Origin of the sequence: Paenirhizobium selenitireducens ATCC BAA-1503, assembly GCF_000518785.1 — a bacterium.
Taxonomy (GTDB): Bacteria; Pseudomonadota; Alphaproteobacteria; order Rhizobiales; family Rhizobiaceae; genus Allorhizobium; species Allorhizobium selenitireducens.
Genome location: NZ_KI912495.1, coordinates 520,481 through 535,257, shown reverse-complemented (window position 1 = coordinate 535,257; position 14,777 = coordinate 520,481). Strand labels below are relative to the sequence as shown.

At 64.7% G+C, this 14,777-nt stretch carries 9 protein-coding genes and 1 pseudogene; 1 reads left to right on the top strand and 9 read right to left on the bottom strand.

Going from position 1 to position 14,777, the window contains the following annotated elements; genetic code table 11:
• The 8 genes and pseudogenes from L867_RS28260 to L867_RS0123525 all read right to left on the bottom strand — a co-directional run.
• Nucleotides 1–162: pseudogene (locus L867_RS28260) on the bottom strand (IS110 family transposase); the annotation flags it as partial.
• A gap of 457 nt (nucleotides 163–619) precedes the next feature.
• Complete coding sequence (locus tag L867_RS0123555; RefSeq protein ID WP_028739114.1) at nucleotides 620–1,885, bottom strand: ABC transporter substrate-binding protein; 1,266 nt, start codon at nucleotides 1,883–1,885, stop codon at nucleotides 620–622.
• A 25-nt stretch (nucleotides 1,886–1,910) separates the two neighbouring features.
• A complete protein-coding gene (locus L867_RS0123550; RefSeq protein WP_028739113.1) occupies nucleotides 1,911–2,750 on the bottom strand; it encodes a carbohydrate ABC transporter permease in 840 nt (279 codons plus the stop codon).
• Nucleotides 2,747–3,682, bottom strand: a complete 936-nt coding sequence (locus tag L867_RS0123545) for a carbohydrate ABC transporter permease (protein WP_028739112.1) — start codon at nucleotides 3,680–3,682, stop codon at nucleotides 2,747–2,749. Before L867_RS0123545 ends, L867_RS0123550 begins: the two co-directional genes overlap by 4 nt.
• Entirely contained in the window at nucleotides 3,675–4,844 is a 1,170-nt protein-coding gene (locus tag L867_RS0123540; RefSeq protein ID WP_028739111.1) for an ABC transporter ATP-binding protein, read from the bottom strand. The genes L867_RS0123545 and L867_RS0123540 overlap by 8 nt, the downstream gene beginning before the upstream one ends.
• Nucleotides 4,841–5,683 carry a metallophosphoesterase family protein gene (locus L867_RS0123535; protein WP_028739110.1) on the bottom strand — a complete coding sequence of 281 codons (843 nt, stop codon included), beginning with the start codon at nucleotides 5,681–5,683 and terminating at the stop codon, nucleotides 4,841–4,843. Before L867_RS0123535 ends, L867_RS0123540 begins: the two co-directional genes overlap by 4 nt.
• A 281-nt stretch (nucleotides 5,684–5,964) precedes the next feature.
• On the bottom strand, nucleotides 5,965–7,920 hold the full coding sequence (locus L867_RS0123530; protein ID WP_037174266.1) for a CHASE2 domain-containing protein: 1,956 nt from the start codon (nucleotides 7,918–7,920) through the stop codon (nucleotides 5,965–5,967).
• On the bottom strand, nucleotides 7,920–11,528 hold the full coding sequence (locus L867_RS0123525; RefSeq protein WP_028739108.1) for a FecR domain-containing protein: 3,609 nt from the start codon (nucleotides 11,526–11,528) through the stop codon (nucleotides 7,920–7,922). The genes L867_RS0123530 and L867_RS0123525 overlap by 1 nt, the downstream gene beginning before the upstream one ends.
• 114 nt (nucleotides 11,529–11,642) lie before the next feature.
• Between L867_RS0123525 and L867_RS0123520 the strand changes: the two genes are divergently transcribed.
• A complete protein-coding gene (locus tag L867_RS0123520; protein WP_028739107.1) occupies nucleotides 11,643–12,185 on the top strand; it encodes a Pycsar system effector family protein in 543 nt (180 codons plus the stop codon).
• A gap of 32 nt (nucleotides 12,186–12,217) precedes the next feature.
• Here L867_RS0123520 and L867_RS26250 read toward each other — a convergent pair whose 3' ends face one another.
• The gene (locus L867_RS26250; RefSeq protein ID WP_104368058.1) at nucleotides 12,218–14,503 is read right to left on the bottom strand and encodes a putative bifunctional diguanylate cyclase/phosphodiesterase; all 2,286 of its coding nucleotides are present in this window, start codon (nucleotides 14,501–14,503) and stop codon (nucleotides 12,218–12,220) included.
• Nucleotides 14,504–14,777: the final 274 nt, after the last annotated feature.

The window sequence follows — 14,777 nt, the reverse complement described above, 5'->3', positions numbered from 1 at the left end:
GGCCAGCATCCGCTTCAACTGGCGCATCCCGGTCTTGTCATTGCCAAAGCGCCGGCTTTCGCCGAGCGGATGGAGGTGAATGTCGAGCCACTCTTTACACACGTCCACGCCGACGTAGACTGTCGCCATCGCGTTTTCTTCGAACGAAACCTTGCCTTGCATGCGGGACTTGCTCCCCATCATCTGTTCAGGACAAACGCGAGGACGGCCGGACCAATCTCATCCCCGGTTCTTGCCAAGGGGCGCGCGGTCCCGACCGTCCGCTCTCCGGCGGATGGCCATCCGCCGGAGAGCGCATCAATCATCCAACAATCGATGCAGTTTGAACATGCAAGGGGGGCGAAGCCCCTGACCATGCGACCGGAGCATAACGTGTACTACCGCGGACAGCCGACCAAAGCGCGCCCAACGCCGACACCAGCGACCGTGGCCTAGGGGACCCCCTCATCTGCCCTTCGGGCATCTTCTCCCCGTTGGGGAGAAGAGAGAATCCCGGGGCCTGCGCCGTCAATTCAGCCGTGGCATTGTGAAACGCCGGCATGCGCTTGTCAGCAGTGTGACGCGCCGCTCTTGCGAGCGACGCGTCTTTGGTCCGGTCGTCCCGGGCGAAGCGTCAGGCCTAGCTGCGCGGCAGCAGGCCTTCGACTTCGGCGGCGGCGTCGTCGAGGGCGTCCTTCGGCTCGGCCGACTGTTCGACCACGCGCGACAGGTTCTCGACGATCGTCTGGGTGACCTTCACGCCGTTCGAACCGGGGAAGGCGTACCAGGGCTGCATGAGCGGCATCTGTTCGAGGCCGGCGCGGAACAGCGGGTTTTCCTTGTAGAAGTTGCCGAGATAGTCCGGCGACTTGGCGGCGAGTTCGTTGTTCGGCACGTAGCCGGTGCCGGGAACGACGACCGAGGCGCCGAACGGGCCGGCGGCGAACTTGATGAACTTCCAGGCGGCTTCCTGCTTTTCGGCGTCGCGGGTCAGCATGACGGCGGCATTGCCACCGGTCGGCAGTTTGCCGTTGGCCGGATCGATCAGCGGGATATGGCCGGTGCGCAGGTCGAACTTGTCGCCGACATTCTTGATGGTGTTGCGCAGCGCGCCGGTGGTCATGAAGGCAAAGCCGACCTTGCCGGCAACGAAGGCCTGTTCGCCGGCCTGCTTGGTGAACACCGGAAGGCCGCCTTCCTTGACCATTTTGTCGACCAGTTCGAAGGCCTTGAGGCCTTCCGGACCGTTGAAGGCGACGCCGGTTTCATCGTCGTTCAGCATCTTGCCGCCGGCGCCGAACAGCAGGGCCGAGAACATCCAGTCGTCGCCCTGCCAACGGAAGTCGATGCCTTCATTGCCGTCGCCGAGCGCCTTGATCTTGGACGACAGGGCGATCACTTCGTCCCAGGTCTTCGGCGGCTGGTCCGGATCGCCGCCGGCTTTGCGCACGAGATCGGCGTTGTAATACATGATCGGGTTGGAGGTGGCGAAGGCGAGGCCGACCTGCTTGCCCTTGACCTGGGCGAGCTTGAGGATGTTCTCCGAGAAACCCTGCTCGGCCATGTTGCCGTCCTTGGCCATGAAGGGGGCCAGATCAACGGGGATGTCGCGCTCGTTGACCATGCGCAGGCGGTTGAGGCCGATGAAGGTGACATCCGGCATTTCGGCCGTGCCGGCCTGGCGCATGATGGTCTGGATGCCTTCCTCATAGGTCGCCGAAGGATTGGCGAAGGTGATCTTGATGTCCGGGTTTTCTTCCATGAACTTCTTCGAGATCGTGTCCATCACGTCCTTGAAGAAGCCCGGCATCGGATAGTGCACGTTGAGCGTGGTCTCGGCATGGGCAGGCATGCTCACGGACAGCGTCACCGCTGCCGCGGCGAGCGCCTTCTTGAGATAGGTCATCGCAGGTCTCCTTGGTTGCGACCGATCAGCCTTTCAGACCGGTCATGGTGATACCCTCGACGAAGCGCTTCTGCGCGAGCAGAAAGGCGAGCACGAGGGGAAGGGTGATGATGAGGGTGGCCGCCATCAGCGCGCCGTAGTCGTCGCCGGCCTCCGCTGCGCGGAAGTAGAGGAGCCCGAGCGGCGGCGTGGCATAGGCTTGGTTGGTGACGACGATCAGCGGCCAGAACAGGTCGTTCCAGTGGGCGACGACGGAGAAGATCGCAAAGGCGGTGATCGCCGGCCAGGCATTGGGAACCACGACCCGCGCGACGATGCCGGCCTCCGACATGCCGTCGAGGCGGGCCGCATGGATGAGATCGTCGGGAATGCCGCGGAAGAACTGCAGGAAGAGGAAGATGGCAAAGACCGAGATCGAGAAGGGCGCGACCAGGGCGAAATAACTGTTGAGCACCGAGAGCCGGTCGAAGGCGACATAGAGCGGCAGCGCCGTCGCGTGGATCGGCACGAGCAGGCCGAGCATGACCAGCGCCATCATCAGCCGGGCTGCACCAAAGGACAGCTTGGCCATGGCATAGGCGCAAGGGATCGCCACCAGCACCTGGACGACGAGGATCAGGCCGCAGACGATCACCCCGTTCAGCAGCAGGCCGCCCATGGATACGCGGCCAAAAGCCTTGGCGAAGTTCTCCGCATAGGACCAGGTCTGCGGGATGAGGTTGAGTGAGGAGGAAAAGATCTCGCTCTGCGCCTTGCCGGCGGTCGAGATCATGAAGATGTAGGGCGCGAGGAAGACGACGGCGCCGAGCGTAAGAAGGGCAAGGCGGACGACGCGCCCAGGCGTGAAACGATCGGTCAGGGTCATGCGTAGTGCACCTTCCGGTCCATGACGCGGTATTGGAGGAACATCAGCGAGACGAGGATCGCCAGGAAGATGACGGTCATCGCCGAGGCGTAGCCGACCTTGAGGAAGACAAAACCTTCCTGGTAGATGGTGAAGAGCAGGACTTCGGACGCCTTGTTCGGACCGCCTTCGGTCAGCGTCTTGACGGTCTCGAACACCTTGACCGAATTGATGATGCTGATGGTGGTGACGAACAGCGTGGTCGGCCCGAGCATCGGCCAGGTGACGAGGCGGAAGCGGGAGAGCGCCGAGCGCGCGCCGTCGACTTCCGCCGCCTGGTAAAGCTCACGCGGGATGGCCGAGAGGCCGGCGAGGAAGAGCACCATGTTGAAGCCGGTGGCCTGCCAGATGCCGATGATCGACAGGCTGGTCATCACCGTGCTCGACGCGCCGAGCCAGTTCGGGCCGTCGATGCCGATCATCGCCAGCGCCGCATTGATCGGCCCGATGGTCGGGTGAAAGAGATATTGCCACACCGTCGCCATGGCCACGAGCAACGAGGCGACGGGCAGGAAGAAAGCGGTACGGAACAGGCTCTTGCCCCAGCCTTCGGATTCGATCAGCAGCGCAATACCGAGCCCGAGCGCCATCGACGTGGGCGCGACGATCGCCGCATAGACCGTGGTGTTCCACAACGACTTCTTGAAGGTACGGTCGTTCAGCAGTTCGGCATAGTTTTCGAAACCGACGAAGTTGAAGCTGGCATAGCCAAGCTCGAAATCGGTGAAGCCAAGAAAGATCACCGCGACCGTCGGCAGGATGACGAAAAGCAGCAGGAGCAGCAGGGCCGGAGCGGAGAGCAAGATGGCGATGCGGGCTTCGCGCCTCTTCGCGGCTTCAGCGGCGGAGCGGACGAGCGGCGGCCGGCCGCCGTCAAGGACAACACTAGCCATTTACGACCTCCGAGCGTCCGGCCGAGACCATGGCGATGCTGGCGGGAAGCCGGTCGCCGTGTTCGTCGAACAGGAGGATGGCGTCGGGATCGAGTTTCAGATCGATACGCTGGCCGGCGGCAAGGCCGATGGCCTCGGCGGGCGGGATCTTGGCGACCACGATGCCGTCCATTGCCGCGAGCTTGGTGAAGACCACCACTTCCGAGCCGAGGAATTCCAGCCGCTCGACGCGGGCCGGCAGGTTGCCCTCGCCGGCGGGTCCAAGCGCCACGAATTCCGGGCGGAAGGCGACCGTCACCGGCGATCCGGGCTTCAGGTCGGCGCGGGTCGCCAGACGGATACCGCCGACCTGAACGAGGCCACTTCCATCGATGACGGTCGGGAGAATGTTGATGCGCGGCTGGCCGAGGAAACGGGCGACCTCGAGATGCGCGGGGTCGTCGTAGATCGTACGGGGGCTGTCGAGCTGCAGCAGGCGCCCGCCGATCATCACCGCGACGCGGTCGGCCATGGACAGCGCCTCCGACTGGTCATGGGTGACGTAGAGCGTCGGCACGCCGGCCTTGCGGTGCAGTTCGACGATCTCGCCGCGCGCGTGGACGCGCAGATTGGCGTCGAGGTTCGACAGCGGCTCGTCCATCAGGAAGACGCTCGGATGGCGCACCATCGCACGGGCAAGCGCCACGCGCTGGCGCTGGCCGCCCGACATCTGCCCGGGCTTGCGGTCGAGCAGATGGTCGATCTTCAGGGAGACCGCCATGTCCTGCACCTGGCGCTGGATATCGGCGCGGATCTGCCGCTGACCCGACAGCATGGCGCCGACCAGCGGCAGGCGCCCGGCGGTCGACAGGCGGCGCATGGCGAGCGGAACGGCAATGTTCTGGCCGGCCGTCAGATGCGGGTAGAGCGCGTAGGACTGGAACACCATGGCGATGTTGCGATCGCCCGCCGCCCTGGCCGACACGTCCTCGCCGCCGATGACGATCTCGCCGCGATCGGCATGGTCGAGGCCGGCGACGATGCGCAGAAGCGTGCTCTTGCCGCAGCCGGACGGTCCGACCAGTGCGATGAACTCGCCCGCCTCAGCCTCGAGGCTGACGCCCTTCAGGATGCTGTTGCCGCCATAGGACTTGTTGATGTCGCGAAGGCTGAACGCGCTCATTCGGCCGCCTCCACCGGAGCCGCGGTGGTGGTGCTGGCGCGCGGATAGACCTCGTCGATCACCTCGTCGAGCACATGGGCGATCATGCCGGAGACCGCGACGATCTCGCTCGTCACGTCGTCTTCCAAGTGATGGATCACGCCACCGACGAGGCGCTCGCCCGGCATTTCGCGTTCCAGCTTGTCGATGATGAAGGAGGTCGGCGGCGCCCAGAGCAGCTGGGTGGCACCCATCTCGCCCTGCCAGCTCCAGTGCAGATGGCCGCTGGCATAGAGCGCCACGTCATGGGCGGCGATGAGGTCGAACAGGCGCTGGCGTTCGGCGGGGCGGGCACCCCAATAGCCGGTATCGCCCTCGCCCGGATCGTCGACGAACAGCGGCTTGTGGGCGAAGATCGCCACGCGGCGGCCCTCGCTGCCTTCCAGCATCTCGACGAGCCAATCGAACTGCGCCTGTTCTTCCGCATGACCCGAGCCGACGAGCAGGCTGTTCAGCCCGATCATCCGCCAGTTGCCGATGTCCTTGGCGAAACGGTCGGGACCGGCAAGACGGCGCCAGCGTTCGAGGCGGGCATTGTCGATCGGCTGGTGCGAGCCGGGCATATGGCCGACATCGTGATTGCCGGGAACGACGAGGACCGGCACGTCGAGTTCGCCGAGCAGCGCCATGGAGAAGACGATGTCCTCCTCGTGGTCGGCGCCGTCGATGGTGAGGTCGCCGGTGTGCACGACGAGGTCCGGCTTGACCTCTTCGATCCAGCGGCGGATGGGCTCCCAGTTGCCGTTGAAGTGCGGCTTGGACGGACTGAAATGCGTGTCGCTGATCTGGACGATTTTCATGGGCTGGCACCTTCTAAGCACGGGATCGGCGCGGGATGGCGGGCAGGCCCGGCGCTCTCGGCGATGTGTTTAGGGGCACAGCATGTCAGCCGCTTGAGCGGTCTTTCAGCGTTCTTCCAATTTCGTCATCAATCCGTCAGGAAGGGCGGCACGGCTCGGGTCCTGCGTCCAACGGCGGCGCAAAAGTGCGGCCTCGGCCATTCGCGGACCGTTTGAACCTGGCGCTGATTGTTCGTGAGGAGGCGTCGTTTGAACGGTCGCGGGGCGCGGCGCGGCTTCGCTCAGCGCTCTGCGTTCTGCCGGTAGTAATCCTTGAGCGCCGGAATTTCGGCAGTCAGAGGCTCGGCAAGCCGCCGGCATTCTTCCCTGTTGCCGGCATAGAAGGTCGCGACGAACTGGCGATGCACGGCGAGTGCCGTCTTGCTTACCCCCGGCACGACGGTGGCGACGGCGGTTCCCGTGCTGCGGCCCTTGACGGTGATGCGGTCGAGTTCGAGCACCGGGAACCGGTCGGCGACCAGCCCGGCCGTCGCTTCCCCGAGCAGCAACGGCACGCCGAACTGTTTCGAGGCCCCCTCCAGCCGCGAGGCGAGGTTGACGGCATCGCCGAGCGCCGAATAGTCGAAGCGCCGGGTCGAGCCCATATTGCCGACGACGCAGTCGCCGGTGTTGATGCCGATGCCGATGCGCAGCGGCATGAAGGGCGTGCCCGCGGCCTTTGCCTCTGCTTCCAGTTCGAGGTTCAGCGCATCGATGGCGGCCAGCATGGCGAGGCCGGCGGAGACGGCATGCGGCGCGTGTTCGGCGTCCTCCAGAGGGGCGTTCCAGAAGGCCATGATGCAGTCGCCGATATACTTGTCGATCGTGCCGCCATGCGACAGGACGACCTCCGAAAGCGGCGTCAGCAGCCGGTTGATCAGCTGGGTCAGGTGTTCGGGATCGTCCTTCAGCCCCTCGGCGATCGTGGTGAAGCCGCGCACGTCGCAGAACAGGACGGACAATATCCGCTTCTCCCCGCCGAGTTTCAGCTGCCGGGGATCCTCCGCCAGCCGCGCCACCAGGTCGGGCGACAGGTACTGCCCGAAAGCCCTCATGATCTCGCGGCGGCCGCGTCTCTCCGCGGCATAGTCGAGCGTCGCCTGCGCAATCCCGATCGCCGCGAAGGCCATGGATGGCGCGATCGGGGAGACGAATGTCCGGCCGAACCGCAAGGCCACATAGCTGGCGGCAACCATGGCCAGGATATAGGCCGCGCCGCCGAAGGCCGCCGGCCATCCGGTGCCGCGCCAGACGAGCAGGACGGCGAGCAGCACGGCGAGCAGGACGAATGCGCCCTTCAGCAGCGGCGTCGCTTCGGCAATTCCGTTGCCGGTCCGCAGATTGTCGAAGATCGTCGCATGGATTTCCGCCCCCGCCACGAGGCGGCCGGTGCGCACCGTGTAGGACGTGGCAAAGGCGTCGGCCCCGCCGGCGGCGACAGACGGCGCATTCTGCAGGCTGAGACCGACGATCACGACGCGGTTGCGAAAGGTGTCCGGAGGCAAAAGGTTCGTCGGGTCGAGCGCCTGATAATAGGACACGGTGGGATAGGTTCTCGGACCACCAAAGGCCTGCATCAGCGTGCCGCCGGCCGGCAGGGTCGCCGGCAAGCCTGCGGCCTCGGCGATCCGGGCGGCAAAGCTGTCGTCGAGCACCGGCAGGGTGCGGATCGTGCCGTCGCCGCCGAGGCTGATCGAGGCGATGCCGGCGCGGGCGCCGGTGTCGGTGAACTGTGCGAGCGGCAGCGTGCGGACGAACTGATCGGCCTGGGCGGAGGAAATCAGGGTCTCGTCTCCGGCCAGCACCACGTCTGGCCCGAGCGCTTCCGCCAGAGCCTGGTCCTCGTCGGCCGTGGTCGGTTCGGAGAAGATGACGTCGAGGGCGATCACGCTGGCGCCGGCGGCCCGCAGGGCGTTCACCAGCCGGGCATGCAGGCTGCGCGGCCAGGGCCATTGCAGATTGAGGTCGGCAAAGGACGGCTCGTCGATCGCCACAACCACCGGCCCGCCGTCCGGCAGTGGCTCGTGCCACAGCGTCGACAGGTAATCGAAAGCGCGATAGTCGATCAGCGCCCCGGCGGGCAGCCGGGAGAGAGCCGTCGCCGCCAGAAACACCGCGACGGCCAGCAGGAGCAGCCGCATCCGCCGACTTGCCAGCTTCGGCGCTGAGCTCAGGTTCGACGGCAGCCGGACTGCCATCAGAAGCGGACTTTCACCGAGCCGGTGAAAGTCGGGCCCCAGCCCGGAGTATTCGTGTTCACCTCGAAGTCCTGGTCGAGAAGATTGTAGCCCGCGAGTTCGAGCGCGAAGCGCTTGTCGAACGGCTCCCAGGTGAGGTTGGCGTCGAGCGTCCAATAGTCATCGAGCGCGTCGCCGGTTTCGGTGTCGCGTTCGCCGACATAGTTGGCGGCGAGCGTCGCCGAGACATTGGCCTCGTTGACCCAGGTCAGCGCCACCTGCCCCGCCCAGTCGGGCACGAAGGGAAGCGGCCCGCCATAGGTCGGCGAGGTCGGGTCTTCGTTCTCGGAGATCGCATAGGCGATGGTCGAAGACAGGCCGAAACCATGGCCGATGAGCAGGTTCGCGGTCACGCTGCCGCGGTCGATCCGGCCTTCGGAGGCTGAGAACGGTGCCGCCGAAAACGGAATGGCGATAAGCGGCTCCTCGATGTCCTGATGCTGGAACTCGGCCGAGGTGAAGAAGTCTTGCGTCCACTCCGCATCCCAGCGCAGGGCGACCGTGTCGACATAGCCGTCGAGCCCGGTGGAAATCTCGTTCGGCTGAAGGCCGAGAACGCCGACGGGCGAGAGCGTCGGGGTGTTGACGGAAAGGCTCTGGCGCGAATAGGCGGCGCGCAGCCAGTGCTGGTCTGACGGCGCCCAGGCGATGCCGACACGCGGCTCGAGCCGCGCCACATCGTCGTCGTCGCCGTCAAGGAAGGTGCCGAACAGCGCATATTCGGCCTTCAGGTCGGGCGTGATCTCGTGCAGCAGGTCGACATAGACACGGCCGTAGGTGGCGTTTTCGTCGGGATCGGCGGTCGTCGGAACCCCCAGTAGCCAGGATTGGCTATAGGTTTCGATACGGCCACCCTCAACACCGTAGCGCCAGGTGAGATCGTCCATACCGACCGAATGACTGATCGCCGCGACATAGGCTTTCTGAGAGGATTCCGATGTCAAGGGAAGCGGAGAGAGGGTAAGAGTATCGAAACTGTCGGCGGACAGATCGCTGTAGAAGAGTGCCGCATTCACCACATTCTCAAAGCCGATTGTATGGCTGAGGCCGACACCGATATTCGTCTGGTCAGCCTCGTTCTTCAAGGTGGCCGTACCACCCCCACCGAGCGCAGAGGCAAACAGGTCGGAATCCGAGCCGGAATGATTGGCGTAGGCCACGAACCGGTCGTAGGGGCTCGGGCTTGCGGCCACATAGCCATTGCCCCGCAGCAGCCGTTCCTCGGTGTCGAGGTCCAGAGTTCCGCCGGCGCCCGTGCGCTGGTCGAAATCCGTCTCCCACTCGACATTACCGTAGAAGCTGATCGGGAAAGGCAGATTGCTGAAGCCCTGTGCCTCGCCTTCCGCCAAATAGCCGGTGTCGCCATTGGCCTGCGTGAAGCCGCCGCCGAGCGCGCCCTCGAAGAAGGGACGGCGGATCAGGTTTGCCGAGCGGGACCGGCCGGACAGCATGTGCGGATCGAGCAGCAGGCCCTGGATGAAGGAAGAGTAGCTCAGGCTGTTCTGCCCGTTGGTGACGACATTGCCGCCATGGACATAACTGTTGGCGAAGGGGTTGGCGCTGCCGCGCACCGTCTGGTCGATATAGGCGCTGCCGGCGAAGGGGTCGAAGACCGCATCGCCGTAATACTCGCCCCAGGCGTTCAGACCCTGCAGCCGGAAGGCGTTGTTGAGCGTCGATCCGGCATCCTGATTGGCGCTCAGCGAGCCGAAGTGGCCGCCGCGGGCCTTGGCGCGCCGAAGGAACTCCTGCGCATTGCGGATGGCGCCTTCGGAATCGTAGTCGTCGATCGCGACCGCCGCGCGGAACGACGAAATGACCGGGTCGTTGTCGTCCAGTCGGTCGGCATTGTCGAGCGCCTGTTCGGCCGGCACCCGGTCGCCCTTCTCAAAATGCGCGGCGGCGAGCAGGCCCTGCCCCTGGGCATAGGAGGGGTTGGACACGGTGCCGGCCAAGAGGTCGTCGACCGCCTTGTCCAGTTCGCCGGTCTGCATGTGATAGCGGCCGCGCGCCACAAGCGCGACGTCGAAGGTCGGGTCGGCGGCGAGCGCCAGGTCGATTTCGTGCTTCGCCTCTTCGACGCGCGACTGGTCGAGATAGAGGAGGGCGAGATTGGCATACGATACCGGATCCATCGGATCGAGCGCGATCGCCTTCTTCAGCGCCGCCTCGGCGGCCCGCATGTCTCCACGTGCCGAATGAAGATCACCGATCGCGTTCCAGATGCTGGTCGAACCGGGTGCGACCTTCAGGGCGGCCTCGAGATCGGCGAGCGCGCCGTCGAGATCGCTTTCGACGCCGGCGCGATAGTTCGCCCGCGCCTCGAGCGCGGTCGGCTCCGACGGATCGAGCGCGAGCGATTTGTCGATCGCCTCGCGCACCTGTTCCCGGTCGTTGAGCAGCAGTGCCAGCTGGGCACGATAGGCGGGAAGCGCCGGATCCTTCGGAAAGCGCCGCTCGGCCTCCTTGATCACGTCGATCGCCGCGCGGATGTCTTTCAGAAAGCCGGCGGCATAGGCCTGCATCAGCGCGCCATAGGGGCTCGACATGCGGCGCGGCTGAGGCTCCAGCCGGTTGGGATTGGCCAGCGAACGGGCATAGTAACGGCCGTAGTCTGCGATGTCGCGGCGGCGCTGATCGAGATGGGCACCGGCACTGCCGAAGAGCCTGTCGGCCTCCTCGTAGCGCAGCTCGGCGGCGGCAATGATCGCCTCGACAAGATCGGCCCGCGCCCGCTCAGTCGGCGACAATGTCCGGGCACGAAGCATTGCCAGCGTCTTCTTTGCATCCTCGCGGCTCTCAAGCGAAAGCTGCACCTCGGCCAGAACCAGAAGATCCGCGGTGCTGCGCTGATCGGCCGGGATGGCGGCGATGCGATCCGCCTCGCGCCGCATGTCGGCAACCGGCAGCGTCGAGGCCGGCATGAAGTTGAAGGCGTTGCGGGGCGCCAGATAGAACAGCATCTGCTCGCGGTCATCGGAATCGACAATGACGACCTTGCGCGGCGCCTGACCGATCGTCGCGGCGGCAGCTTCACCTTGCGCCACCTGCACGCTGCCCTGGGGGTTGCTGAGTTCGACCAGGCCTTCGAGCACGGTCAGCGACGTCTCGGCACCCTTGACCGTCATCGTCCAGTCGGTGCCGCGGATCGCCGCGGTCGCCGCCGGCGTCACCACCTCCACGCCCGGACCGCCGCGTTCGGCGCGCGCCCAGATCGTGCCGGCTTCCAGTTCGAGCACCGCATCGCTGCCGGGCTTCATCTGGCGGACCCGCAGGGAGGAATTGCGCCCGAGGCGGATCTGCGTACGATCGGCAAAGAGGATCGCCAGCTGGCCGGTCGCATTGGTGCGCAAGACGTCGCCGGTCAACAGATCCTGCTGCAGGTCGACGAAGCGCCAGTTCGACACGTCGATGAAGCGCACTTCCTCGCCGGTCTTGCGCGCAATGACGGAGGCCACAGCATCCGTTTCGCGCGCGACAGGTTCCGCCGATGCGGGTGCAAATGCCCCGCCCGCGCCCAAGAGCAGCGTCACCGCTGCCAGATTGATCTTGATGAAATCCCCCGACATACGCACACAAGTGGCCACTTCGAAAAGTTGTGTCAAGCATCTTCATCTCGGCGGCTTGCTTTTCAGGGGGGGTGTATTAACAGGAATACACGCCACAACTGGAGCCCGGCAATCGTGAGCGACTTTGACACATCAACGACGGAACTGATCGAGACGCCGATCACGATCGGCGACGTAAATCTGGAATATTTCAATCACGTCAAGAAGATAAACGACGTCTTCTACGATCAGGTAAAGATATCGGACCAGAAGGCGGCCTACATCTTCACCTTCATGCTGGCGTTCCTTGTGACATCGAGCGAAGTCCGCAACGTCTTCACGGTCGCGCGTTATTTCGAACGCGACATGGTCATCAACGGGCTCTCGGCGATGCTCGCGCTCGCCTCGACATTCTCGATTCTATCGGCCCTGCTGGTCGTCCTTCCCCGTCACATCAAGACATCCTCGTCCCTGTTCTGGGGTACCTGGCCCATTCATCGGCCCCTTCTGGAGGAAGCCGCTGAGAAGGCCGACATCAACTACCTGTTCAACGAATACCTGCGCAATGCGGACGTGCTGTCCCTGATCGCCCGGCAGAAGTACCGATTCGTCGGCTTCGCCTTTCGCGGCCTGATCGCCACGGTGCTGATCTACGTTCTGTTGCTGATCGTCAGCTGATCCTGCTTCGCAGCGGATCGCAGGCTCGTCGTTCAGCCGCGGCGGGCGGGCGCCTTGGCGCCCTGAAGAAAGCCGAGGAAATCGGCGGGCGGAACCGGTCTTCCGACGAGATAGCCCTGGATGTTGACGCAACCGCTGTTGAGGAGGAACCGCGCCTGTTCCTCGGTCTCCACACCCTCGGCAATGACCTCGAGGCCGAGCTTCTGCGCCAGGGAGACGATGGCCGAGGTGATCGCCATGTTGTCGGCATCCCCCGGGATGTCGGCGAGGAAGGAACGGTCAATCTTGAGCTGGGAGACGGGAAAGCTCTTCAGGGCGCTGAGGCTCGAATAGCCTGTGCCGAAATCGTCGATCGACAGTTTCACGCCCAGCGCCTTCAACTCGCGCATGCGCTGAAGCGCGCCGGTCAGGTCTTGCATGATCAGGCTCTCGGTGACCTCGAGTTCGAGATAGCGGGGGTCGAGGCCACATTCCTCGAGCGCGGCGGCGACCCGAACGGCCCAGGCTTTTTCCTTGAACTGCCGCGCCGAGACGTTGACGCTGACCACCACAGGTTCCAGGCCGCGATCTTGCCACGCCTTGCACTGACGGCAGGCCTCCCGCAGGATCCAGTCGCCGAGCGGCACGATCAGTCCGGTTTCCTCGGCCAGGGGTATGAAGTCGCCGGGCGACACCAGACCCCGCGTCGGGTGGTTCCAGCGAACGAGCGCCTCCGCGCCGAACACCTCGCCAGTCTGCAGGTTCTTCTGCGGCTGGAAGTGGAGGACGAACTGGCCCTCCTCCAGGGCTCGGCGCATTTCCTCGATCAGCACGAGCTTCTTTCGCGCCTTCTCCGCCATCTCAACGGAGAAGATTTCAAGGCTGTCCCGGCCGGTTTCCTTGGCGCGATACATCGCCGCGTCTGCATTCGCCACGAGATCCGTAGGATTTTCGCCATGCTGCGGGAAGCAGGCGATACCCATGCTGCAGGTCGCCTGAAAGGTCAGTCCGCCAAGCGTGATCGGGGTCGCCACCGCGTGCCGCACAGCTTCGAAGCGCGACACGAGATTGTCGGCGCCGTGACCGCTCAGAAGGACGATGAACTCATCGCCTCCGACGCGCACGGCCATACCCTGCCCGTCGATGATGTCGGTGACGCGGTTGGCGACGAGCTTCAGGAGTTCGTCGCCCACGGCGTGACCAAGACTGTCATTGATGACCTTGAAGTTGTCGATATCGAGAAACGCGACACCGACATCACGCCCGGCCGCCTTCGCTTCGGCAAGGATGGCGGGGAACTCCGCATCCAGCAGCAGGCGGTTCGGCAGGCCGGTCAGCGCATCGTGGCGGGCCATGTGGCGGATACGTTCCTCGGCCCGGTGCCGTTCAATGGCGATGCCGGCGAGGTGGACAGCGATCGCGGTCAGCTCGTCGTGCTGTGCGTCCGGAGAGCCGGGCCGGTCGACGAAGAGAGCGAAGGTTCCGAGAACCTCCCCGTGATAGGAAAGGATCGGCGTCGAAGAACAGGATCGCAGTCCCAGCCCATCGACAAGGAAGCGGAGGCTCTTGGCGAGCGGATCGGTGTGGACGTCCTCGATGATCACACGTTTCTTGCGCCACGCGGCGGTGCCGGAAATACCACACGCCGGGCCGATCTTCAGTCTGCGCATGAGATCGCGGAACGAAGCGGGCAGCGAGGGCGCCGCGGCGAGTTCCAGATCGTCGCCGTCTGCCGAGCGCAGCATGACCGAGCCTCGCGAACCGGCGTGCTGCGCCTCGATCATCAACACGAGATGCGCCAGGAAGTCGAGCAGCGGCATGCCGGTCGCAACGAGTTCCAGCAGACGCGACTGGGCCTGCATGAGCCTCTCGGCCTTCTTGCGCGCCGTGATGTCGCGCGACATGCCGACCACACCGATCGTCTTGCCGTGTTTGTCGCGCAACGGCAGGCGGGACATCATCAGCCAACGGTCGCCGTCTCCGTTCAGGGCCTGCTCTTCGATGCCGAGGTCGGACTGGCCGGTCTCCATGACTGTCCGCTCGACGGCGTCGATCGCGGTCGCTGCTTCGAAGGGGTGAAGGTCGAAGTCTGTGCGGCCGATCAGCTCGGCAACCGTCTCCAGCCCGTTGTCCACAACCACAGCGCGGTTGGCGAAGAGAAACCGTCCGGCGAGATCCTTCGCATAGATGTAGTCGGGGATCTGGTTGATCATGGCCTCGAGCCAATAGGGGCTCGCGTTGTCGGACTGCATCAGTTGGAGGCGTTCGAGCGCGCGCTGGAATGGCTCGACGGGCAGGCTTTTGCGCTGAACGTCGTCGTTCGCAAGATCGGTTGCCATTTTTCGCGTCATAGTCGCTCCCGGCTGCGTTTTTCCTGGCCAGCTGGACTCCACTCTCATTTGAACTCGCTAATCTGCCGTTAACAGGGGATTGCCTGTTGCGGCAAAATCGCCGGAGCCCAATGGCACCGGACGCCTGCAGGGGCTCCGAGAAGAGCGTGTCGCACGCCGTCCGCCGCATATGATCGACGGTGGCCACCCCATTCCCCCGTCTCGCCCCAGCCTTCCGCTTGCCGCATACGATCCCAGGTATTATGTGGTCGAGCGAGCAAGG

What these genes read in the sequence shown, in the direction of transcription:
- L867_RS0123540 (WP_028739111.1), bottom strand. Translation starts at nt 4,844, where the DNA reads ATGAGCGCGTTCAGCCTTCGCGACATCAACAAGTCCTATGGCGGCAAC.
- L867_RS0123545 (WP_028739112.1), bottom strand. Translation starts at nt 3,682, where the DNA reads ATGGCTAGTGTTGTCCTTGACGGCGGCCGGCCGCCGCTCGTCCGCTCC.
- L867_RS0123550 (WP_028739113.1), bottom strand. Translation starts at nt 2,750, where the DNA reads ATGACCCTGACCGATCGTTTCACGCCTGGGCGCGTCGTCCGCCTTGCC.
- L867_RS0123535 (WP_028739110.1), bottom strand. Translation starts at nt 5,683, where the DNA reads ATGAAAATCGTCCAGATCAGCGACACGCATTTCAGTCCGTCCAAGCCG.
- L867_RS0123555 (WP_028739114.1), bottom strand. Translation starts at nt 1,885, where the DNA reads ATGACCTATCTCAAGAAGGCGCTCGCCGCGGCAGCGGTGACGCTGTCC.
- L867_RS26250 (WP_104368058.1), bottom strand. Translation starts at nt 14,503, where the DNA reads ATGGCAACCGATCTTGCGAACGACGACGTTCAGCGCAAAAGCCTGCCC.
- L867_RS0123525 (WP_028739108.1), bottom strand. Translation starts at nt 11,528, where the DNA reads ATGTCGGGGGATTTCATCAAGATCAATCTGGCAGCGGTGACGCTGCTC.
- L867_RS0123530 (WP_037174266.1), bottom strand. Translation starts at nt 7,920, where the DNA reads ATGGCAGTCCGGCTGCCGTCGAACCTGAGCTCAGCGCCGAAGCTGGCA.